Below are 22,289 nucleotides of genomic sequence, written 5' to 3' on the forward strand. Positions count from 1 at the left end.
AATGGCGTAACGACTTCCCCGCTGTCTCCAACGCAGACTCAGTGAAATTGAATTCCCCGTGAAGATGCGGGGTTCCTGCGGTTAGACGGAAAGACCCCGTGCACCTTTACTATAGCTTTACACTGGCATTCGTGTCGGCATGTGTAGGATAGGTGGTAGACTTTGAAGCAGTGGCGCCAGCCATTGTGGAGTCATCCTTGAAATACCACCCTTGCCTATATGGATGTCTAACTGCGGCCCGTTATCCGGGTCCAGGACCGTGTATGGTGGGTAGTTTGACTGGGGCGGTCGCCTCCTAAAGAGTAACGGAGGCGCGCGATGGTAGGCTCAGAACGGTCGGAAATCGTTCGTCGAGTGCAATGGCATAAGCCTGCCTGACTGCAAGACTGACAAGTCGAGCAGAGACGAAAGTCGGTCATAGTGATCCGGTGGTCCCGCGTGGAAGGGCCATCGCTCAACGGATAAAAGGTACGCCGGGGATAACAGGCTGATGACCCCCAAGAGTCCATATCGACGGGGTTGTTTGGCACCTCGATGTCGACTCATCGCATCCTGGGGCTGGAGCAGGTCCCAAGGGTATGGCTGTTCGCCATTTAAAGCGGTACGTGAGTTGGGTTCAGAACGTCGTGAGACAGTTCGGTCCCTATCTGCCGTGGGTGTAGGAATATTGATAGGATCTGTCCCTAGTACGAGAGGACCGGGATGGACGTATCTCTGGTGGACCTGTTGTCGTGCCAACGGCATAGCAGGGTAGCTATATACGGACGGGATAACCGCTGAAGGCATCTAAGCGGGAAACCCACCTAAAAACGAGTATTCCCTATCAGAGCCGTGGAAGACCACCACGTTGATAGGCCGGGTGTGGAAGTGCGGCAACGCATGCAGCTTACCGGTACTAATAGCTCGATCGACTTGATCACTCCCATTATCTGTATCCATCAAGCTTCGCTTGACGAATACCAGCTTTAACTTCTGTCCTCACGCTGTCGCGGCTAAAGCCGCTTCGCTCCGGACAGGGCGCCGGAAAACCGGCGGCACGCAGTCGCGTGCTTATTGTTTATCAGTGCAGAAAGAAAATAAGAGCAGATGAAACAGTGAGCTAACATACTCCCTTACTGCCCTATTCCCCTACTCCCCTAATCCAGCTTCTCAATTTGTGTTCTTCGCCGACCTGGTGGTTATGGCGGAGCGGCTGCACCCGATCCCATTCCGAACTCGGCCGTGAAACGCTCCAGCGCCAATGGTACTTCATCTTAAGATGCGGGAGAGTAGGTCGCTGCCAGGTCTGCCAAGCACACAAATCAAAACATCTTCTCAAATCATACAAAACACTCCAAACATGCGATAATCGCCAAAAATACCGACTACAACAAATAAGTGAGACAGGCTCGGAGCAGCCCGTTCGGCCTAAAATCGATACTCAATCGATTTTTTAACGGCCTCACCTCATCAGGCTACGCCTGACTGCGCTCCCGGGCCATTGAGGTCTGCACTTAATAACGCGGGGTGGAGCAGCCCGGTAGCTCGTCAGGCTCATAACCTGAAGGCCGCAGGTTCAAATCCTGCCCCCGCAACCAAACTTCCTAAATCACTTCCAAAACCAGATCGCACCGGCGGAAAAACTGCCCCGTCCTGAACACACTGTCACGTCTCCACCCTTGCATCATAACCTGAAGGCTGAGGAGGACAAGGAATTAATCCAGCGAATCAATTCCACGACGAACGGCGCTAGCCTGACTCCGCAACCAAATCATCACACCAAAAGCCCCGCATAAACAATGCGGGGCTTTCCGCGTTCTAAGGGCGAGAAAAAGGCGGAGGGCTCTTTTGGTGTCAAAAAGACCAAAGCCTGAGCCCCACCATGGTACTCAAAAGCGCCGGAGAACGCAGTGCGTGGCGTTTTATTAAGTGCATCTAAAGAGTTTGATGCCGAGATAGCTATACGATAACAAGGTCAGTCGCTAACGAGATTTCAGATTGTGCAATGCCGGACGCGGTGAGTGCCTCGCAGAGCTCTATAAGGCGCTCGTACTGACCTGAATCAGTACCTATCAACGTACATCAATGACTTGTTGACGAACCATAGTGTAATGACCTTTTTGATTTTTACTTAATAGGGGGCGCGCTCGGATGCGCGCGGTGCAATGCGATCGTTTCAGGGGATGTGCGCCTCTCTACGCTACGGCATGATCAGGGCCGGACTTGACGTAGCTGCTGTCCCCTTTGTTCGCTCGATCTTCCCAAATGCCGCCGGACGTGGCGTGATTTTTACCTTGCATCATGTTCGCCCTGCGGTCGCTGAACCATTTTCCCCTAATGCACATCTGTCGGTCACACCGGAATTTCTGGAAGAAGCGATCAGCGCGGCAATCGGTGAAGGGCTAACACCCGTTCATTTGCATGACCTGCCCGCTTTGCTTGCTGATAAGGGCGACAGGCGCAAATTTGTGGCGTTCACCCTTGATGATGGCTATCGCAACAACGCCACGTTCGCGGCGCCGATATTCGCAAAATTTTCTGTCCCCTACACAATCTTCATCAATCCCGGGTTTGTGGAACGGCAGCGCAGCGCATGGTGGGAAACTGCCGAAGCATTGACGCGTAAGGCGTCGTGCTTCGCGTTCGATTTTGGCAGAGGGATGGTCAATGTTCGCTGCGAGACACTCAGTGCAAAGCTAGCAGCTTTTGATCGGTTCACAGACTTTGTTCAGGCTATCGATGAAGATGAAGCTGTGCGCCGGATCGATGCGGCAGCGCAGCTCCATGGCGTGGCACCAATGGCGATTGTCGAAAATCTGGTGATGGATGAAGGCGAGTTACGCTTACTGGCGAAAGACCCGTTGGTTCATTTTGGCGCGCATACGATCAACCACGTCAATCTGCGTCGTGTGAAGGATGATAGGCTGCATCAGGAGATAGAGCAGTCTGCTGCTGCTATAGAACGCTATGTCGGGCAGCGCCCGCGCTCTTTCTCTTATCCCTATGGCTGGCCGACTGCCGTTGGTGAACGAGAGACGTCCGCAGTTGCAGATGCAGGGTTTGCCGTTGGGGTGACCACCCAGCCGGGCGTGTTGAGCTGTGACCGCGTTCAATCCCTTATGAGACTGCCGCGTGTGTCGCTGAACGGCTATTATCAGAAGAAGCGCTATGTGAAGGCGCTCATCTCCGGCGTTCCGTTTAAATTCCTGAAAAACAACTGAGACAGTGGTTGCGGTTCGAGGCGGACTCAGACCGCTTATAAGCAAAAAATCCCGGACGAAGCCGGGATTTTGAAAGCTAGACTGATCAGAAAACTGGAGCGGGCGAAGGGATTCGAACCCTCGACCCCAACCTTGGCAAGGTTGTGCTCTACCCCTGAGCTACACCCGCTCGCGCCAGCCGATTCTATCAAGAACCGATTCTGTCAGGCCCGCGCTATATGAACCAAGCAAAGAGAGATTGCAACAGGTCGGCACTGCTAATTTTGCATTGTTTTCAACGCATCCGACTGATCATGCAGTTAACAGATTGCAGGCGAATTTACCGCACGCTGGATGCACTTCCCTCCATCACAGCCGGTGCATTGGGCGCCAGCACATTGCAGGACGGAGCTGCTTCAGCTGTCTGCGATGTCGAAGCGACAACGTTTTCCTGTTCATATTTGTCGACCTTCATCGACTTGTTTTCGCGCCAGTTGCCGCGAAGATAAAGAACGCCCGCCATCAGCATGGTGGATAGCATGGCGACCGGAAAACTGAGCCAAAGTGCATCGACACCGAGCCAATCGCGCAAGCCAACCGCAACGCCGAGCCGAACCGGATACATTGATACGAACAGAATGATAAGTGGCCAGATCACCTGTCCATTGGCGCGGACCGTTCCGAACAGGACCATGGAGACACCAAAGGCGATGAACCCCCAGGTCGCCATTTTGCCGATATGCTGGCCGATCGGGATCGCAGAACTGTCAGCGCCGAGAAATATCTCCATCGCCTGCCGGTCGGCCATGAGCAGGACAACCACGAGAACACCGGTCATCAGGATCGCATAGAGCACACCGGTGCGGGTGATGTTGCTGACACGGTCCCAGTTGCCGGCGCCGATATTCTGGGCGGCCATGGCGCTGACCGCCGCGCCAAGCGCCATGGCTGGCATCTGCACATAGGTCCATAGCTGCTGGGTTGCGCCGAAGGCAGCTGTCGTATCGACGCCTTCCTGATTGACCAGCCGCATCATAGTCAGCATAGCGCTCGAAACCACGATCATCTGGATTCCCATCGGCAGCCCCTTGCTGAAGATCAGTTTCAGCACTTTGAGGTCTGGTATGAGAAACCGCAGTTCCTCACCTTTCAAACGCAAGGGGAGATCCTTGCGATAGATGTAGAACAGCATGGCTGCGAGGCTGATGTAATTTGCAACCGCAGTGGCGAGCGCCGAGCCGGATATGCCCAAGGCCGGGATCGGACCGATCCCGAGGATGAGCAGGGGATTGAGGACGAGATCCAGGATGACCGCCAGGCCCATGAAGATCAAAGGCGTGATGGAGTCGCCGCTGCCGCGCAGGGCCATCATCAGGATTGTCTGCATAAGGATGGCAGGCATGGCCACGAAGGTGACTTGCAGGAAGGCGCGGGCCAGAGGCGCGATTATGTCCGGCGTACCCAACAGCGTCAGGACATGCGGCGCCAGAAACCAGCCAGCAATGGAAACGAGTATGCTGATCGGCACGAAAGCGCCAAGCGTGGTGCCCGTGATGGCGCGCGCGGTTTCGAGGTCGCGGCGCCCGAAAGACTGCCCGATCAGAATGGTCGAGGCCATGCCGAAACCGAAGACAAAGGCCGTGAGCAGAAACATGACGAGATTGCCGTTGGTCGTGGCCGCCAGCGCATCCGTTCCGAGCAAATGGCCGATCCAGATCGTATCGATGGAACCGTTTGCCGATTGCAGGATCGACGATCCAAGCGTCGGTAAGGCGAAGAGCAACAGGGCTTGATTGATCGGCGCTGTCGTCAGATCCATCTGTGTCTTCATACGCCCTCAATAATATTATGAATTACGTTTTACGAAATGCAGCGTTTCCAAATTAAACCGAATTATCAAAACTGCTACAGCTTTATTGTTCCGCATTGTCGGGGCCACAAATCTGGCGGCTTTACGGCAAGATTTTATGTAAGTTTAGCTTTGACGAATACATCGTAACGGGTGCTTTTGCCCAAGATTTGATGTGAGGGCTTGCGCAAGCCCGCCATCGGTTCGGCACGCAACGGCCACTTCAGCACCACCCGATTGACCGCTGCTTCGAGCGCCACCTGCATCAGCTTTTCCGCATCGGGATCAGTGCCAACGATCTCGCGGATCTGTCGCATTTCCTTTTTGACGAGCGCCGTGTTGCCGCGTGGCGGGTGCATCGGATCGACCATCACCACCTGTGGCCGCAACGCTGGCAACAGCTCGCAGGAATCGCCGTGCAGCAAGGTCATCCGCGCCACGGTTTCAGCATATTGGCCGCCTTCTGCCGCGGCGCGCGCTAGACCCTCCGCCAGCAATGCATGCATTTTTTCCGAGCGCTCGATCAAGGTGACGCGAGCGCCAAGCGAAGCGAGCAAAAATGCGTCGCGTCCTAGACCCGCCGTCGCATCGACAATCTCGGGTGTGACGCTGCCGGTAAAGCCAACGGCTTTGGCAAGCGCCTGTCCGCGTCCTTCACCGGAGCGAAACCGGTGACCGACAGCACCGCCGACGAAATCGACAACCAGCTCCGATGTATCTATTTTCTGCGACATCTATGATCTCGACACAGGATCAGAACGGGCAAGGCGCGGTGAATGTCACGTCGCGCCCGTCGGGATGGCGGAAGGCTAGCTGTTCCGCATGCAGAAGCAAGCGGTCGGCTGCTGCCAGTGCCGCGCCGTCCGCATAAAACTCGTCGCCCAGAATGACATGACCGATTGCCAGCATATGGACGCGTAATTGATGCGTGCGGCCAGTCAGAGGAAAGAGACGCAAGCGCGTGCTGTTTTCACCGCGGCTCAAGACCTGCCAGCGTGTCTGGGCCGGTTTGCCATGCTCGTGGTCGACCCGATGGCGCGGCTTGTTGTCGGGATCGATAGCCAGCGGCAGATCGATGAAACCTTCGTCGCTGTCCATATGTCCCCAGACTTCGGCAATATAGGATTTTTCGGTGGTCCGGGCCTCGAACTGCGCGGCCACATAAGCATGGGCTTTTTTGTTCAGCGACATCAGGACCAGACCGGACGTGTCCTTGTCCAGACGGTTGATCATCAGCGCGCGGGGAAACTGCTTTTGCACCCGCGTGGCAAGGCTGTCGGAGAGGGTGGGATGCCGACCGGGGACAGACAAAAGCCCGCTTGGCTTGTCCAGCACCAGAAGATCCGCATCGCGATGAACTATGGAGATATAAGGCTCCAGCGGCGGATTATAAATGGGGGCAACGGATGACAACACACTCATGCTGCCTTCTAGCATGGTTCATTGGGCACAGAGAAGTATTGCTGCGATGCTAGGTTATGGATTTCGATGAAGAAAATGGCGGAGAGGGTGGGATTCGAACCCACGGTGGAGTTACCCCCACGCCGCATTTCGAGTGCGGTACTTTCGACCACTCAGCCACCTCTCCGCATTGTGCAATCCGGTAAAGCGATCTATATAATCGCACCGTCAAACAGCATCAAAAGCGAATGCTAAGTGTGTAGCGGCTCAATAGCGGGCTGATTGCAATTAGACAAGACCTAATTTGCATTCTCTCGTGAAAATTCTTGACTTTTCCCACGTTCCGAACCTATAAGCACCAGACCTTAGGCGTGGGGCAATCCGCGCCTATTGTTTTGATTGATGATTTCCGGGTTTTCCGGGGCGGCAATCAAGGGGCGCAAGCCCTTCACTTAACCGACTGATAAAAAGACGGCCCATCACTTCGGCGCTAATGTCGTGGAAATGAGAGCCGGACCGAACAACCGAAAGGACAACAAATGTTCGCAGTCATCAAGACCGGTGGCAAGCAGTACCGCGTTGCCGCAAACGATCTGATCAAGGTCGAAAAAGTTGCTGGCGAAGCCGGTGACATCGTAGAATTCGCAGAAGTTCTGATGGTCGGCTCGACCATTGGCGCACCAGTCGTCGCAGGCGCTCTCGTGACCGCCGAAGTCGTCGAACAGGGCCGTGCCCGCAAGGTCATCGCGTTCAAGAAGCGTCGCCGTCAGAATTCGAAGCGCACCCGCGGTCATCGTCAGGAACTGACGACGATCCGTATCTCGGAGATCCTCACCGACGGCGCAAAGCCTTCCAAGAAGGCCGCTGAGAAGAAGGCTCCGAAGGCAGAAGCCGCTGAAGGCGAAGCCGCAAAGCCGAAGAAGGCAGCGCCTAAGAAGGCTGCAGCCAAGGCCGAAACGGCTGAGTAAGTAGAGAGATTAAAGGAGAACACCAATGGCACACAAAAAAAGCTGGCGGTTCCTCGCGTAACGGTCGCGATTCAGAATCCAAACGCCTTGGCGTGAAGAAGTTTGGCGGCGAAGCTGTGCTCGCTGGCAACATCATCGTGCGTCAACGCGGCACGAAGTGGCATCCGGGCGCCAATGTTGGCCTCGGCAAGGACCACACTATTTTTGCAACCACGAACGGTTCCGTATCTTTCCGTACGAAAGCCAACGGCCGCACGTACGTATCGGTAAACCCGATCGCGGAAGCAGCAGAGTAAGCCGGGCCTCTTAAAACCACCGGCGTCCCATCGGACCCGGTGTATATGGCAGCCTAGCCAAAAGATCGAAGGGAAGATGGGACCACCATCTTCCCTTTTTGCATCTGGAGGACAGAAAAATGGTTGTCGACGTTTTAGAAGAAGATTGTTACGCAGAAAGCTGTATGAGCCGGGATGAGGGTTTTGCCGATCTCTCCCCCGGTCTGGCGGCTGATCTGGAGCCTGAGTTGGCTCCCGTTTTAGATTGCCCCGTCTTGGTCACCGAAAGGCTGGTTCTGCGCCCGCCGCATGTCGAAGACGTAGATGCCATTTCCTATCTTGCCAACAATCTCCGTGTTTCGGGCATGCTCACTCGCATGCCGCATCCATATACGCGTGAGAATGCCGTCGATTTTGTTGATCGCGTGCGAAAAGGCGAGATGGGCAATTGCATCTACGCCATTACACAAGCTGAGACCGGCATCTTTATGGGTTGTTGCGGCATCCATGCGAATAAACATGGCGACGGGCTGGAGATCGGCTACTGGCTGGGCGAACCCTATTGGGGGCACGGCTTTGCAACTGAGGCCGCTCATTCGCTGATCGATCTGGTGTTCCGGGCAACGGCGGTCAACCGGCTGCATATTTCCTGCCGGGCGACCAACAACGGATCGCGCCGTGTGATTCACAAGTGCGGCTTCCAGTTCAGCAGCATGGGCATGTCGGATACGCTTGCCGCCGGAAACGTTCCGGTCGAACGCTATGTTCTCGACCGGCGCACCTGGATCGGCCTGAGAAGCTGGCAGTCATAAGATAATGAGGCCCTGCGGCCTTGTCCGCAGGGTCCGCAATTATCGGAGAGCGAAATGAATGATAAACATGGAAGCGCGCCAGAAAAGATCGTGCTGCGCGCCCTGGATAAGGGCGATCTGCATCGCTATCGCGCCATCAGACTGAGCGCACTGAGCCGCGCGCCACTGGCCTTTGGTTCGAGTTTTGAGGAAGAAAATGCCTATTCCGACAGCGTGTTTGCGCGCCGTCTGGAACAGGTGAATGGCAATATCATCTTCGGTGCTTTCGACGGTGAAAATCTGCTGGGAACGGCAGGCGTGTTTCGTCATGAACGCAAGTCCGAACGTCATCGCGGAACGCTCTGGGGCGTCTATGTGGCGCCGGAAGCGCGTGGACTGGAACTGGGCAAGGCTCTGGTTCAAAAAGTTATCGAACATGCTGCGGCGCATGTCATCGTTCTCGACGCCAAGGTGGTGGCGACGAACGAACCGGCAAAGCGGATTTATGAGGCGCTCGGCTTCAAGACCTATGGGACTGAGCCGAAGTCGCTTTTTGTGCAGGGGCAGTATCTGGATCAGGAACTGCTCTATATCGACTTCAGCGATGCGGTCTGGAAAGACAAAATCGGATGAAATCCGGCTACTGCAACTGTTTGCAGGAAACGGGTTTTGCTGTAATTGCAATTTGGCTCGCGCAATAGGTTGCGCGGGCCCGGGTTTAAGGCGTGAATGCGCCGCAAGAGGTAAGGTTCAATGAAATTTCTCGATCAGGCCAAGATCTATATCCGCTCCGGCGACGGCGGGGCAGGGGCCGTATCGTTTCGCCGCGAGAAATTTCTTGAATTCGGCGGTCCCGATGGCGGCGACGGCGGCCGGGGCGGTAATGTCTGGGTTGAAGGCGTGGATGGTCTCAACACGCTGATCGATTATCGCTATCAGCAGCATTTTCGGGCCAAGACCGGCATGCATGGCATGGGCCGCAACATGACCGGCGGCAAGGGTGACGATGTCGTTCTCAAAGTCCCGGTCGGAACGCAGGTTTTTGAAGAAGATGATGAAACGCTGATCTGCGATATCACCGAAGTCGGCCAGCGCTATCGTCTGGCCAAGGGCGGTAATGGCGGTTTCGGCAATCTGCATTTCACGACCTCGACCAATCGCGCGCCGCGCCGCGCCAATCCCGGACAGGAAGGCATCGAGCGCACCATCTGGCTGCGTCTGAAGCTGATCGCCGATGCCGGTCTGGTCGGTCTGCCCAATGCAGGCAAATCCACCTTCCTGGCCAGTGTGACAGCAGCCAAGCCGAAGATTGCGGACTATCCATTTACCACGCTTCACCCAAATCTTGGTGTTGCGCGCGTGGATGCACGTGAATTCGTGATCGCGGATATTCCGGGTCTGATCGAAGGCGCCAGCGAAGGCGTGGGCCTTGGCGACCGTTTCCTCGGCCATGTCGAGCGCACGCGGGTTCTGTTGCATCTGGTGTCGGCGCAGGAAGAAGACGTGGCGAAGGCCTATAAGGTCATTCGCGGCGAGCTTGAAGCCTATGAACATGGTCTCGCTGACAAGACGGAAATCGTCGCGCTGTCGCAGATCGATACGCTCGATTCCGATGCGCGCAAGGCCAAGGCCAAGGCGCTGAAGAAAGCCTGCGGGCGCGATCCGCTGCTGCTTTCCGCTGTCAGCCATGAAGGCATGAACGATGCGCTCCGCCAGCTTGGGGCTGTTATCGATGCAAGTCGCGCACAGGAAGCCGGAACGGCGCAAGTCGAAGAATAAGACTGAATGCGGCGAGAGGAATGAGAGCATGCTGAAGCAATTGAAAGACTATCGCCGCATTGTTGTAAAAATTGGTTCCGCCCTTCTGGTGGATCGCGCCAAGGGGCTGAAGCGCGACTGGCTGGAAAGCCTGGGACAGGACATTGCCGCCCTCCATCACGCAGGCGTCGAGGTGCTGGTGGTGTCGTCGGGCGCGATCGCGCTGGGGCGCACCGTGCTTGGTCTGCCGAAGAAAGCGCTGAAGCTTGAGGAAAGTCAGGCCGCAGCCGCTGCCGGTCAGATCGCGCTCGCCAAGGCCTATGCCGACGTGCTCGGCGGCCATGGCATCAAGTCGGGCCAGATTCTGGTGACGCTTTCCGATACTGAAGAGCGTCGCCGCTATCTCAATGCGCGCGCGACCATCGAGACGCTTTTGAAGCTGAAGGCCGTGCCGGTCATCAATGAGAACGACACGGTGGCGACGACAGAAATTCGCTATGGCGACAATGACCGTCTGGCCGCCCGCGTGGCGACCATGATGGGCGCTGATCTTCTGATCCTGCTTTCTGACATTGACGGGCTTTATACGGCGCCGCCGCACAAGAACCCGGATGCCGCGTTTTTGCCGCTGGTGGAAACCATCACGCCGCAGATCGAGGCGATGGCTGGTGCAGCTGCTTCCGAACTGTCGCGCGGCGGCATGAAGACCAAGCTTGACGCGGGCAAGATCGCCAATGCCGCTGGAACGGCGATGATCATCACCTCGGGTATCCGCATGGGGCCGCTTTCGGCGATTGATCGCGGTGAGCGTGCGACTTTGTTTGAAGCTGCCCGCGCGCCGGTCAACGCCTGGAAGACCTGGATTTCCGGCAATCTGGAACCGGCAGGCCGTCTGTCCGTGGATGCAGGTGCCGTGAAGGCGCTGAAATCGGGCAAGTCGCTTTTGCCAGCGGGTGTGAAGGAAGTGAGCGGCCAGTTCGAACGTGGTGACACGGTTGCCGTGCTAAACGAGGACGGTCGCGAGATTGCGCGTGGGCTGATTGCTTACGATGCCGATGATGCGCGCAAGATTGCCGGACATAAAAGCGATGAGATCAGCACCATTCTTGGCTATGATGCCCGGGCGGCTATGATCCATCGCAATGATCTCGTGGTGCGCGGCGCAGCCGTGGCTGCCGAGACCGAAAATGCCTGAACACTGAAAGGCGGGGAGAGGATGCTGAATAAAGTGGAAGCTGGAAGCGACATAGCCGCGATCATGGCCGAAGTGGGCCGCAAGGCGAAAGCCGCCGCAGCACCACTGGCGATTGCGGGTGCGGAACAGAAGAACAAGGCGCTTCTGGCCGCAGCCGACGCCATTCTCCAAAGCCGCGACGCCATTCTCGACGCCAACAAGCTTGATCTGGCCAATGCCGCCGAGAGTGGGATGGCCGCTTCCTTCGTGGATCGCCTGACGCTGGACGACAAGCGCATTGAGGCGATTGCAGAGGGCATCCGCGCCATTGCAGCATTGCCTGACCCGGTTGGCGCGGTTATCGCCGAATGGGATCGTCCCAACGGTCTGCATATCGAGCGCGTGCGCACACCGCTCGGCGTTATCGGCGTCATTTATGAAAGCCGCCCCAATGTGACGGCGGATGCGGGCGCGCTATGCCTCAAGGCTGGCAATGCGGTGATCCTGCGCGGTGGTTCGGATTCGGCCCATTCGTCAGCGGCTATTCACAAAGCCCTGGTGGCGGGACTTGAAGCGGGCGGCCTGCCTGCCGATGCCATCCAGATCGTGCCGGTGACGGATCGCGCGGCGGTCGGTGAAATGCTGAAGGGCCTCGACGGCGCTATCGATGTGATCGTCCCACGCGGCGGCAAAAGCCTCGTCGCGCGCGTTCAGTCGGAAGCGCGGGTGCCGGTTTTTGCGCATCTGGAAGGCATCTGCCATCTTTATGTCGACAAAACCGCCCAACTCGACATGGCGCGCAAGATCGCGGTCAATGCCAAGATGCGGCGCACGGGCATTTGTGGATCAGCGGAAACGTTGCTGGTGGATCGCGCCGTCGCTTCGACGCATCTGGTGCCGATCCTTGAGGATCTGGCCGCCAAGGGCTGCGAAATTCGTGGCAGCGAAGAGGTGAGGGCGCTCTATTCGGCAGCGATAGTGGCGACGGAGGAAGACTGGGCCACCGAATATCTGGACGCGATCATTTCCGTGGCGCTTGTGGATGGTGTCGATGGCGCAATCCGGCATATCAACCGGTATTCCTCGCATCACACCGAAGCCATCGTCGCCGAGGATGCGGAAGCCGTTGCGCGTTTCTTCAACGAAATAGACTCCGCCATTTTGCTGCACAATGCCTCGACGCAATTTGCGGATGGCGGTGAGTTCGGCATGGGTGCGGAAATCGGCATCGCCACGGGCAAGATGCATGCGCGTGGCCCGGTGGGTGTCGAGCAGCTCACCTCGTTCAAATATCGCGTTCGCGGCAACGGGCAGATTCGAAGCTGATGCGCTTTGGCTTCGGTCTTTCCGCATTGAAGGAACAATATCCCGATGTGGGTGCGCATTATCTGCGCATGCCGCATGCCGAAAAAGGCATGGCGGTCGGCCTGTTTGGCGGTTCGTTCAATCCCCCGCATGGGGGTCACGCGCTGGTCGCGGAGATCGCCATCCGGCGGCTGAAGCTCGACCAGCTCTGGTGGATGGTAACGCCCGGTAATCCGTTGAAAGACCGTCGCGAATTGGCGCCATTGGCGGAAAGGTTGCGGTGGAGCGAGGAAATCGCCAGCGATCCGCGCATCAAGGTGACGGCGCTCGAAGCTGCCTTCAACGTGCGCTATACCGCCGATACGCTGGCCCTGATCCGCGACGCCAACCCGGGTGTGCATTTCGTCTGGGTGATGGGCGCCGATAATCTGGCTTCCTTCCATCGCTGGCAGCGCTGGCGCGAGATCGCCAATAATTTCCCGATTGCGGTGATCGACCGTCCCGGCTCGACGCTGGCTTACCTGTCGTCGCGCATGGCGCAGACTTTTTCGCATAGCCGTCTGGACGAGCAATATGCGCCGACGCTGGCGCGCCGCACACCACCGGCCTGGACCTTCATCCATGGGCCGCGTTCTTCGCTTTCATCAAGCGCCATTCGCAAGTCGGGTACACGATCTTGATGGTTTCGTGGCTGTCTCAACAAGATATGCGCAAAAAAGAACAAAATATTGAAAAAGTGAACGGCCCTGTAAGGTCCTGACTCTTGAAACAAAACAGGGACTCTGCCTATCTTAGCTATGTACGGTGCTTTTAACTGCCGTAGCAGCTTGTTCTTGTTAGAAAGGCAATACACTGAGAACAGCACTTGAGAAGAAGGCTCACCACGCGCCTTCACCGGTCAGGATGAACGAGACAGATCTCGTGTCCCAGACCTTCGACGCGGCCTTGGCCAGTCTCGAAAACTCCAAGGCAGAATCCATCATCCCCATCGACATTCGCGGAAGATCAACGATCGGCGATTATATGATCGTCGCGTCGGGCCGTTCGCACCGTCATGTGACGGCTGTGGCCGACCATCTTTTGCAGGCGCTGCATCAAGCGGGCTGCAAGAACCTGCGGGTCGAAGGGCTAGAAAGTGGCGATTGGGTCCTGATCGACACGGGCGATATCATCGTGCACATCTTCCGACCGGAAGTCCGTGACTTCTACAATATCGAGAAGATATGGCTCGATGACGATTTCGACGACGAACGCGCGTTGGGAACCGTCCATTGACCTGTCGTCTGCTGCGACCCGGCAGGCTTTAACTCCTGCCATATTGAGGGCGCGATGCGTGTGAGTGTTTATGCCGTGGGCCGGATGAAAGCCGGCCCCGAACGGGAGTTGGTCGAGCGCTATTTCGACCGTTTTTCCAAAGCTGGCCCGCCTTTGGGGCTGGAATTCGCCGGTGTGAGCGAAATCCCGGAAAGTCGTGGCCAGACCGTTGATTTGCGCAAGGCCGAGGAAGCGCAACGCATCCATGAAGCGCTGGATAATGGCGCGGCTCTTATTCTTCTCGACGAACGCGGCAAGGCGCTGGGTTCCGAAGCCTTTGCCGAGCGCATCGGGCGCATGCGTGATGATGGCAAGCGGCAGCTGATCGTCGCCATCGGCGGTCCAGATGGGCACGACCCGGCATTACGGTCGCGCGCCGATCTGGTTCTGGCGCTGGGCGAATTGACCTGGCCGCACCAGATTGCCCGCATTCTGATTGCCGAACAGCTTTATCGCGCTGCAACCATTCTGGCTGGCCATCCTTATCATCGGTCGTGAAAATCTTTGTTTCTTTGCTAAAGCGTTTCTTCTTGGGATTGCACTCTGCAAACAGAAGCGTTTAATGGTCTTACTCTATTGTTTTTATTAGAATATTCTGAAATGCACGAGGAAATGAGTAAGCCTACCGTCATCACGCTCTCGACCATTCCGCCCCGGTTTCACCTTTTAAAGCCAACGCTGCTGTCGCTTCTGTCACAAAGGCTGAAGGCGGCTGAAGTTCGGCTTTATATACCGCACACATACAGGCGCTTTCCCGATTGGGATGGGCGGTTGCCGGAAGTGCCTGCGGGCATAACGATCGTCCGCTGTGACGAAGATTTCGGCCCTGCGACCAAGGTTTTACCGGCTGCCCGTGATCTCAAGGGGCGGGACGTGGATATTCTGTTCTGCGACGACGACAAGATTTACGATGCCGACTGGCACCGGCGCTTCAAGACGGAAGCTGAGCGCAAGCCGGGTCATTGCATTGTTGAAGTCGGTGAAACATTTCCCGATATTGCCGATGCAGGCAGGCCTGCCGACCGGCTTCCGCGCAGTCGCTGGAGGGTCAAGGACGGCAAATACAGAATGAAGCGCATTGCTTCGCTGTTTTTGCACAAGCCGGACCTGAGCACGCCGGGCTATGTCGATCAGATTTCCGGCTTCGCTGGCGTTCTCGTTCATCCCGATTGGTTCGATGAATTGTTCTACGATATTCCCGACATCATGTGGACCGTGGATGATCCCTGGATTTCCGGCCATCTGGAAAGACGCGGCATTCCCATCTGGATGATCGGTGAAAACAGCCGCCGCGCCGAGGGTAAGGGAAGCGGCGTGAGCGCGCTGCTGAACCATGTCGAAGACGGACAGGATCGCGTGGATGCGGACCTGCTGGTGATCGATTATTTCCGGCAGCAATACGGCATCTGGCAAAAAACCGAAATGGTTGACGAAAAGGCGAGCCATCGCACGGCTTCCATGCGCGAAATGATGCGGCGCAGAAAAGTCGAGCTGGGATTGATGGCTGCTTGATGTCGTTCTGGAAACGAACTCTTTTTTGGTAATCAGGGTTTGCGATCATCGGGCTTATGGTTGATGTTTCGTTAACGGTATCGGGATAGGTTGGTCCCGATACCGTTTTCGGCTCTGAATTTGGCCTTGTTTCGTCCCGATAGAACACGCATGAGTCCTGTACTTCTTCCCAGCAAGCTCCGGCTGCTCGCTCTAACGCGGGTGGGCTTGTTTACGACCTTCACTGTTATTGGCATGATTGGGTATCCTCTGTCCGGCATTGCGCAGGATGCCTTGCAGCAGCAGCGCGATCAGGCGGCAGGCGAATATGAGCAGCTGACCAGTGAACTGACTGTGACCGGAGACAAGCTCAAGCAGCTGGAAAGCGAGGTTGCGAGCCTCAAGAAGGATCAGGACACGATCACCGCCGCCCTGATCCAGTCGGCCAAGACCGACAAGAAATTACAGCAGGACATTGCCGATATTGCCGAAAAGCTGGTCTCCCTGCACGAGCAGGAGGCCGGTATTCGCACATCGTTGCGGGCGCGGCGCGGGGTGCTGGCCGAAGTGCTGGCAGCCTTGCAGCGTATGGGGCTCAATCCGCCGCCTGCCATTCTCGTCCGGCCCGACGATGCGCTTGCATCGGTGCGCAGCGCCGTGCTGCTTGGCGCGGTCGTGCCGGAAATGCGCGGGCAGGTGGAAGAGCTGACCGGCGATTTGAAGGATATGCAGACGGTCACCGCTTCCATCACGCAGGAGCGCGAAAAGCTGCAACAGACCCGCACCACGCAGGCCGAGGAGCAGAAGCGCCAGTCGCTTTTGCTTGAAGAAAAGAAAAAGCTGCAGGCGCAGTCGGAACAGGAAATGGAAGCGCAGCGCAAGCGCTCGGCAGAACTGGCGGCGAAGGCGGGCAGCCTCAAGGAACTGATCGATACGCTTGACAAGCAGATGGCGGGCGTGCGTGACGCCGCCGATGCGGCGCGCAAGGCGGAAGCCGAGCGTCTGGCGTCGGCGCGGGAGCGCGCAGGCGAGGCAACGCCCGATGACAATCATCTGCGTGCGCAGACGAATTTCGCTTCCCTACAGGGAAAACTGGTACTCCCGGCGGCGGGCAAAACTGCACGCCGCTTCGGCGACAAGGACGGTGCTGGCGGCGCGATGATGGGGCAGGTGCTGGAAACCTTGCCTTCTGCCACGATTACGTCACCTTCCGATGGCGTTGTACTTTATGCGGGACCGTTCAGATCTTACGGGCAACTCTTGATCCTCGATGCTGGCAATGGATATCATATCGTGATGGCAGGCATGGGGCGAATCGATGTGGCGCAAGGCCAGTTTGTACTGGCGGGCGAGCCGGTCGCGGCGATGGGCGATAAACTTCTCGCGAGTGTTGCGCCGATAGAGGTGGGCAATGGTGCGCCGTTGCTTTACATTGAGTTTCGAAAAGATGGAAAACCCGTCGATCCGGCCCCATGGTGGACCGAGCGGCTTTCTGGAAGGACGTAAAAATGATACGTAAACTGTCGCTGCTGTTCGCCGGAGCCCTGATGGGAGCTTCCGCCATGGTGATGGTGCAGGGCGCTCCAGCTTCGACGGCTTTCGCAGCCGCCAAGGATGCTGACGTCTACAAAGACCTGGCGCTCTTCGGCGATATTTTCGAACGTGTGCGCGCGCAATATGTGACGCCGCCAGATGACAAGAAGCTGACGGAAAGCGCCATCAACGGCATGCTGACCTCGCTCGATCCGCATTCGTCCTATCTCAATCCGGAAGCCGCGCAGGATATGCGCGTGCAGACCAAGGGTGAATTCGGCGGCCTCGGCATTGAAGTCACCATGGACAATGATCTGGTGAAGGTGATTGCGCCGATCGACGATACGCCCGCCTCGAAGGCCGGTGTTCTCGCGGGCGATCTCATCACCAAGATCGATGGTCAGGAAGTGCGGGGCCTCAGCCTCAGCGATGCGGTCGACAAGATGCGCGGTGAAATCGGGTCCTCGATTGAGCTGACGCTCATGCGTCAGGGCGTCGACAAGCCGATCACGCTCAAGATTGCGCGCGCCGTCATCAAGGTGAAGGCCGTTCGTTACCGTGTCGAAAACGATGTCGGTTATGTGCGCGTGATTTCGTTCACCGAACAGACCGCTGAAGATCTCGGCAAGGCGATCAAGGATATCCAGAGCAAGATCCCGGGCGACAAGCTGAAGGGCTTCGTGCTTGATCTGCGCCTCAATCCGGGTGGTCTGCTCGATCAGGCCGTGGCTGTTTCCGACGCTTTCCTCGACAAGGGCGAAGTGGTTTCGACTCGTGGCCGCGATCCGCAGGACGTGACGCGCTTTGACGCCCGCAAGGGTGATCTGACCGACGGCAAGCCAGTGATCGTGCTGATCAATGGCGGTTCGGCCAGCGCTTCGGAAATCGTTGCGGGCGCTCTTCAGGACCACCGCCGCGCGACGGTGCTTGGCACACAGTCCTTCGGCAAAGGCTCGGTGCAGACCATCATCCCGCTTGGCGAAAACGGATCGCTGCGTCTGACCACGGCGCTTTATTACACGCCATCGGGCAAGTCGATCCAGGGCAAGGGCATCACGCCGGACATCAAGGTGGAACAGCCATTGCCGCCGGAACTAAAGGGTGAGGACGTCGTTCGCGGCGAATCCGAACTCAAGGGCCACATCAAGGGTAATGCCGAAGATGACAATGGCTCCGGTTCGTCGGCCTATGTTCCTGCCGATCCGAAGGATGACATCCAGCTCAACGAAGCTCTGAAGCTTCTGCGTGGTGAAGTGGCGAATGCCGCATTCCCGCCGGATCCGAAGAAGGGCGTGCTGAACTGATCGTTCCATGCTGGATCTGAACAGCCCGCTCGGACTGGACAAGAAACCGCGAAAGCGCGGGGGCGAACGCTCCCGCGCTTTTCGTTGGTCTTTGCTTGGCTTGGGCGCGGCAGTCGTACTGGGTATCGCGGGCGGTATGATGTTCACCGTCTGGCAGACCAACCGCGATGCTTTTCGCAAACCTGAAAAGGCGGCAATTGCCGAGGCGCAAACGCCGCCCGACGCCGCGGTCAAAACTGGGCAGCAGGCATCGACTGCGACCGGTAACACACCCGCGCCGGGCACCGCGCTGCGCGGAACCGGGGGGCAGCAAACCGGCCCGGCAATCATCAAGGTCACGCCTGATATGCCCAATGTCACTGCCGGGACGGCAGATGGCAATGTCGTCGTTGTTCAGAACCAGCACAAGGCAGGGCAGGACCAGCGGGTCGCGCATCTGCCGGAAAAGGCGCTGGTCGAGAAAAGCCCGACCGGACCATTGCCGGTGCGCGGGGCAGATGGTTTGCGCCCGATGGATGCCTATGCGGTGGGCTGGTCGGGTGCGCGGGGCGCAAGGATTGCGCTGGTTATTGGCGGGCTTGGCCTGTCACAGACCGGTAGCATGGAAGCTGTAGACAAGCTGCCATCGGAAGTGACGCTGGCCTTTGCGCCGCAGGGCAACAGTCTGCAGCGGTGGATGCAGGCGGCGCGCCAGAACGGCCACGAGCTGTTGCTGCAATTGCCGATGGAGCCATTCGATTACCCGCGCATCAACCCGGGGCGCAATACGCTGACGGTGGATGACGGGGTCGCCAAAAACCAGACGTCGCTTTTGTGGGCCTTGTCGCGCATGACCAATTATGCCGGGGTGATGAACTATATGGGCGCGCGCTTTACCGGCGAGGCGGAAGCATTCGCGCCGGTGCTGGGCGAGATCGGCAGGCGCGGGCTTTATTATCTGGATGACGGCACGTCAGCGCGTAGTCAGGCCGACCGGATCGCACAAAAGGACGCCGTACCATTTGCTGCTGCCGATGTGCTGATCGACGCGTCACAGGACCGCTCGGCGGTGCTTGACCGTCTCGAAGAGCTGGAACGCATTGCACGCGCCAATGGCAGCGCGATTGGCACCGGCTCCGCTTTTGGCGTGACCGTCGATGCGGTGCGGGATTGGGCCAACGAGGTCAAGAAACGCGGCATCGAAATCGTTCCGGTTTCGGCGCTGGTCCGTGACCCGGAACGTCAGTAAAACTTACATATCACGGAGAATGTCATGTCGAAGCATAAAGGTCCGGTCGATCCTGAAAGCTTGCCATATCGCCCCTGTGTCGGGCTGATGGTGTTGAACAAGGCCGGTCTGGTCTGGGCAGGTCATCGCATCGTCATTCCGGGCGATGAGATGGATGGCGCGACGCAGCTCTGGCAGATGCCGCAGGGCGGGATCGACAAGGGCGAGGACCCGGTCGAAGCCGCATTGCGCGAGCTTTATGAAGAAACCGGCATGAAGTCGGTCTCGCTGCTTGCCGAAGCGCCGGACTGGATCAATTATGATCTGCCACGGCATCTGGTCGGTCAGGCGCTTAAGGGCAAATATCGCGGCCAGACGCAGAAATGGTTCGCCTATCGTTTCGAGGGTGACGAGAGCGAGATCGCCATCAACCCGCCGCCCGGCGGTCATACGGCTGAGTTCGACCGCTGGGACTGGAAGCCGATGCAGCAACTGCCGGAGCTGATCGTGCCGTTCAAGCGGAAGGTCTACGAGGAAGTTGTCGCCGCTTTCCGGCATCTGGCGCCGTGATTTTTGGGCGCATTCTGTCGTAATTTCAGAGTGTGCTCAAATTTGCGCACCCCTCTTGTGCGTTGGACCAACATATTGTCAACTCACTCCAGTTGCGCCGGGTGACGGCGCTCCAACTGATTGTTTTGACGCACATCTCGCCCGAAAACCGTTTCACACTTTTCGGGATGTGCTCTGGAGGGAGAAAAGCGCATGGATGTTGGAAGTCTAATCGTATTTCTTTTTGTCGGCCTCGTCGCGGGCTGGCTGGCCGGTAAGGTTGTGCAGGGCGGCGGTTTCGGCATGATCGGCAATATCATTGTCGGCGTGATTGGCGCGTTCTTCGCGGGCTGGCTTTTGCCGCGCCTCGGCTTTTCGGTCGGCGGCGGTATCATTGCCTCGATCATCAATGCATTCATCGGCGCGGCGATACTTCTGATCATTCTGCGCATCGTCAAACGCGTCTAGAGTGTCAGCATGTTCTGCAAGGCCCGGCTTGTTGAAGCCGGGTCGTTCCATTCCCGAAGTCACGTGACATGACACCGAATTCCAAACTGTCGCTCGGTCTGGTTCTCACCGCATCGGCTGGTTTCGTTGATGCAATAGCCTTCCTGCAACTGGGCGGGTTCTTCGCTTCCTTCATGAGCGGCAACACCACGCAGCTCGGTGTCGCGCTTGCCGGTCAACCCGGCGTGCAGGGGACGGTGTTGGTCTGGTTTCCCGCCGTGCTGATCGTCCTGTTCTTCAGCGGCGCGTTTCTGGGCACGCTTGCCGTGCGAGCCTATGGTCGCTGGGGCAGCCTTTATGTCATGGCAAGCGTGGTAGTGATGCTCGTGCTGGTCAGTATCCTGCGGCGCGATGGGGCCATGCTCGTCCAGCCGGTGCTGCTGCTTGCCGCCGCCATGGGCGCGCAGAATGCCGCCGTGCAGCCGATCGGCGCGGCGCGTCTTGGCGTTACTTATGTCACGGGAACGCTATTCAATGCTGCCGCAGACCTCGCCGGTGCATTTCGCGGCGAAGTGCCGAAATGGCGCTGGGCGCAGCACGCCGCCGTGTGGCTGGCGCTGATGCTGGGCGCGGTGGGAGGCGGGTTGGGCCATTACTATATCGGCCTCGACGCCTTGTTCGTGCCGGTCGTGATGATTGTCGGTGTGATGGTTGCTTATGTCAAACTCAAGTGAATAGCGATTTTTCGCTTTCGACCAGTTCCGAGATCAAGGCCGATACCGCCGTCACACGGCGCAGCGTTCGGGCGGATTCATGATAGGCCAGCCAATAGGCGCGGCGGATGACCCGGTCCGGCAGAACCGGCACCAGATCGGGATCGGCGCGCGCGATGAAGGCATGCAATATGCCGATGCCCGCACCTGCGCGCACCGCTTCCACCTGGCCCAGCGCGCTCGACACTTCAAAAGCCGGTTTCCAGTCGCGACTGATTTCCGGCGCATAGGCGAGCGACGGGTTGATGACCAGATCTTCCACATAGCTGATCATGCGATGGTGGCTAAGGTCCTCGGCAGTTTCCGGCGTGCCATTGGCTTCCAGATAGCTGCGATGGGCATAGAGGCCGAGCGTATAATCGACCAGCCTGCGCGCGATAAGCCGCCCCTGATCCGGGCGTTCTACGGTGATGGCGATATCGGCCTCGCGCCGGGACAGCGAGAAGGACCGCGGCACCGGCACCAGCTGGATGGTGAGGTCTGGATATTGCTGTGTCAGGCGGGCAAGGCGTGGCGCCAGAAAGGTCACGCCGAAACCATCCGGCGCGCCGATGCGCACCGTGCCCGAAACCGCGACATCGGCATTGCCGACCTGCGCGCGGGCGGAGAGCATTTCCGCTTCCATGCGCTCGGCGGCGAGCAAAAACTCCTCGCCTGCTTGTGTTAGCGTCGAGCCATTGGTGCGCCGCGTCAAAAGTGTGGTGGAGAGCGCGGTTTCGAGCGCCGTCAGCCGTCGCGCCACGGTGGTGTGGTTCAGACCAAGCCGCTTGGCTGCGCCCAAAATCTGGCCCGAACGCGCCACCGCGAGGAATATTCGAATGTCATCCCAGTTCATGATGTAGGAGTACTATAAAAAATGCACAACGGATACGCTTTTCAGCGTCTTGCAATCACGAATTTGCAGAGTCAGGATAGGGATAACGATGGGGACGATGCGAGTCCTCATAAACGGTAATCAGGGAGGTTTCTCG

22 protein-coding genes, 3 tRNA genes and 2 rRNA genes (1 of these 27 running past the window's edge) are annotated in these 22,289 nt (G+C 57.8%); 21 read left to right on the forward strand and 6 right to left on the reverse strand.

Annotated elements, in window-relative coordinates; translation table 11 throughout:
• The 4 genes from QLQ11_RS09890 to QLQ11_RS09905 form a co-directional block, all read left to right on the forward strand.
• Positions 1 to 920: ribosomal RNA gene (locus tag QLQ11_RS09890) — 23S ribosomal RNA — on the forward strand (it extends 1,892 nt beyond the left edge of the window).
• 250 nt (positions 921 to 1,170) lie between these two features.
• Positions 1,171 to 1,285: ribosomal RNA gene (gene rrf, locus QLQ11_RS09895) — 5S ribosomal RNA — on the forward strand.
• Positions 1,286 to 1,500: 215 nt separating this feature from the next.
• Positions 1,501 to 1,577: transfer RNA gene (locus QLQ11_RS09900), tRNA-Met, on the forward strand.
• A gap of 567 nt (positions 1,578 to 2,144) precedes the next feature.
• A complete protein-coding gene (locus QLQ11_RS09905; protein WP_109369864.1) occupies positions 2,145 to 3,200 on the forward strand; it encodes a polysaccharide deacetylase family protein in 1,056 nt (351 codons plus the stop codon).
• A gap of 94 nt (positions 3,201 to 3,294) precedes the next feature.
• On the opposite strand, the gene QLQ11_RS09910 is transcribed toward QLQ11_RS09905, so the two are convergent.
• From QLQ11_RS09910 to QLQ11_RS09930, 5 genes are all read right to left on the reverse strand, one after another.
• Positions 3,295 to 3,369, reverse strand: a tRNA-Gly gene (locus QLQ11_RS09910).
• A gap of 150 nt (positions 3,370 to 3,519) precedes the next feature.
• Positions 3,520 to 5,010 (reverse strand): MATE family efflux transporter, encoded by a 1,491-nt coding sequence (locus QLQ11_RS09915; RefSeq protein WP_283735961.1) that lies wholly within the window; start codon positions 5,008 to 5,010, stop codon positions 3,520 to 3,522.
• A 134-nt stretch (positions 5,011 to 5,144) separates the two neighbouring features.
• Positions 5,145 to 5,762, reverse strand: a complete 618-nt coding sequence (locus QLQ11_RS09920) for a class I SAM-dependent methyltransferase (RefSeq protein ID WP_109369862.1) — start codon at positions 5,760 to 5,762, stop codon at positions 5,145 to 5,147.
• 19 nt (positions 5,763 to 5,781) lie between these two features.
• The gene (locus tag QLQ11_RS09925) at positions 5,782 to 6,450 is read right to left on the reverse strand and encodes a pseudouridine synthase (RefSeq protein ID WP_109370325.1); all 669 of its coding nucleotides are present in this window, start codon (positions 6,448 to 6,450) and stop codon (positions 5,782 to 5,784) included.
• A 76-nt stretch (positions 6,451 to 6,526) separates the two neighbouring features.
• Positions 6,527 to 6,616: transfer RNA gene (locus tag QLQ11_RS09930), tRNA-Ser, on the reverse strand.
• Between the two features lie 352 nt (positions 6,617 to 6,968).
• Between QLQ11_RS09930 and rplU the strand changes: the two genes are divergently transcribed.
• From rplU to QLQ11_RS10015, 17 genes are all read left to right on the forward strand, one after another.
• Positions 6,969 to 7,397 (forward strand): 50S ribosomal protein L21, encoded by a 429-nt coding sequence (rplU, locus tag QLQ11_RS09935; protein ID WP_109369861.1) that lies wholly within the window; start codon positions 6,969 to 6,971, stop codon positions 7,395 to 7,397.
• 8 nt (positions 7,398 to 7,405) lie between these two features.
• Positions 7,406 to 7,693: a 50S ribosomal protein L27 gene (rpmA, locus tag QLQ11_RS09940; protein ID WP_283736109.1), complete on the forward strand. Its 288-nt coding sequence runs from the start codon at positions 7,406 to 7,408 to the stop codon at positions 7,691 to 7,693.
• Positions 7,694 to 7,812: 119 nt separating this feature from the next.
• A complete protein-coding gene (locus tag QLQ11_RS09945; protein ID WP_109369859.1) occupies positions 7,813 to 8,484 on the forward strand; it encodes a GNAT family N-acetyltransferase in 672 nt (223 codons plus the stop codon).
• 54 nt (positions 8,485 to 8,538) lie between these two features.
• Positions 8,539 to 9,096 carry a GNAT family N-acetyltransferase gene (locus QLQ11_RS09950; protein ID WP_109369858.1) on the forward strand — a complete coding sequence of 186 codons (558 nt, stop codon included), beginning with the start codon at positions 8,539 to 8,541 and terminating at the stop codon, positions 9,094 to 9,096.
• Positions 9,097 to 9,216: 120 nt separating this feature from the next.
• Complete coding sequence (gene obgE / locus QLQ11_RS09955) at positions 9,217 to 10,242, forward strand: GTPase ObgE (protein ID WP_109369857.1); 1,026 nt, start codon at positions 9,217 to 9,219, stop codon at positions 10,240 to 10,242.
• A gap of 28 nt (positions 10,243 to 10,270) precedes the next feature.
• Positions 10,271 to 11,416, forward strand: coding sequence for a glutamate 5-kinase (gene proB / locus QLQ11_RS09960; RefSeq protein ID WP_109369856.1), 1,146 nt, complete (start codon positions 10,271 to 10,273; stop codon positions 11,414 to 11,416).
• A 21-nt stretch (positions 11,417 to 11,437) separates the two neighbouring features.
• A complete protein-coding gene (locus QLQ11_RS09965; protein ID WP_109369855.1) occupies positions 11,438 to 12,721 on the forward strand; it encodes a glutamate-5-semialdehyde dehydrogenase in 1,284 nt (427 codons plus the stop codon).
• Positions 12,721 to 13,380, forward strand: coding sequence for a nicotinate-nucleotide adenylyltransferase (locus QLQ11_RS09970; RefSeq protein ID WP_109369854.1), 660 nt, complete (start codon positions 12,721 to 12,723; stop codon positions 13,378 to 13,380). Before QLQ11_RS09965 ends, QLQ11_RS09970 begins: the two co-directional genes overlap by 1 nt.
• 223 nt (positions 13,381 to 13,603) lie before the next feature.
• Entirely contained in the window at positions 13,604 to 13,975 is a 372-nt protein-coding gene (gene rsfS, locus QLQ11_RS09975) for a ribosome silencing factor (protein WP_109369853.1), read from the forward strand.
• A 54-nt stretch (positions 13,976 to 14,029) separates the two neighbouring features.
• Positions 14,030 to 14,512: a 23S rRNA (pseudouridine(1915)-N(3))-methyltransferase RlmH gene (gene rlmH / locus QLQ11_RS09980; protein ID WP_109369852.1), complete on the forward strand. Its 483-nt coding sequence runs from the start codon at positions 14,030 to 14,032 to the stop codon at positions 14,510 to 14,512.
• Positions 14,513 to 14,626: 114 nt separating this feature from the next.
• On the forward strand, positions 14,627 to 15,526 hold the full coding sequence (locus tag QLQ11_RS09985) for a glycosyltransferase family 2 protein (protein ID WP_124915903.1): 900 nt from the start codon (positions 14,627 to 14,629) through the stop codon (positions 15,524 to 15,526).
• Positions 15,527 to 15,760: 234 nt separating this feature from the next.
• Complete coding sequence (locus QLQ11_RS09990) at positions 15,761 to 17,011, forward strand: murein hydrolase activator EnvC (protein ID WP_244597180.1); 1,251 nt, start codon at positions 15,761 to 15,763, stop codon at positions 17,009 to 17,011.
• Between the two features lie 2 nt (positions 17,012 to 17,013).
• The gene (locus QLQ11_RS09995; protein ID WP_121538681.1) at positions 17,014 to 18,342 is read left to right on the forward strand and encodes a S41 family peptidase; all 1,329 of its coding nucleotides are present in this window, start codon (positions 17,014 to 17,016) and stop codon (positions 18,340 to 18,342) included.
• Between the two features lie 7 nt (positions 18,343 to 18,349).
• Complete coding sequence (locus tag QLQ11_RS10000; protein WP_109369848.1) at positions 18,350 to 19,570, forward strand: divergent polysaccharide deacetylase family protein; 1,221 nt, start codon at positions 18,350 to 18,352, stop codon at positions 19,568 to 19,570.
• A gap of 24 nt (positions 19,571 to 19,594) precedes the next feature.
• Positions 19,595 to 20,119 carry an RNA pyrophosphohydrolase gene (locus tag QLQ11_RS10005; protein WP_109369847.1) on the forward strand — a complete coding sequence of 175 codons (525 nt, stop codon included), beginning with the start codon at positions 19,595 to 19,597 and terminating at the stop codon, positions 20,117 to 20,119.
• A gap of 192 nt (positions 20,120 to 20,311) precedes the next feature.
• Positions 20,312 to 20,566, forward strand: coding sequence for a GlsB/YeaQ/YmgE family stress response membrane protein (locus tag QLQ11_RS10010; protein ID WP_078340905.1), 255 nt, complete (start codon positions 20,312 to 20,314; stop codon positions 20,564 to 20,566).
• A 68-nt stretch (positions 20,567 to 20,634) separates the two neighbouring features.
• Entirely contained in the window at positions 20,635 to 21,279 is a 645-nt protein-coding gene (locus QLQ11_RS10015) for a YoaK family protein (RefSeq protein WP_109369846.1), read from the forward strand.
• Here the strand turns inward: QLQ11_RS10015 and QLQ11_RS10020 are convergent.
• On the reverse strand, positions 21,272 to 22,153 hold the full coding sequence (locus tag QLQ11_RS10020) for a LysR family transcriptional regulator (protein WP_109369845.1): 882 nt from the start codon (positions 22,151 to 22,153) through the stop codon (positions 21,272 to 21,274). The genes QLQ11_RS10015 and QLQ11_RS10020 overlap by 8 nt on opposite strands.
• Positions 22,154 to 22,289: the final 136 nt, after the last annotated feature.

Source organism: Ochrobactrum sp. SSR, from assembly GCF_030067775.1.
GTDB lineage: Bacteria > Pseudomonadota > Alphaproteobacteria > Rhizobiales > Rhizobiaceae > Brucella > Brucella teleogrylli.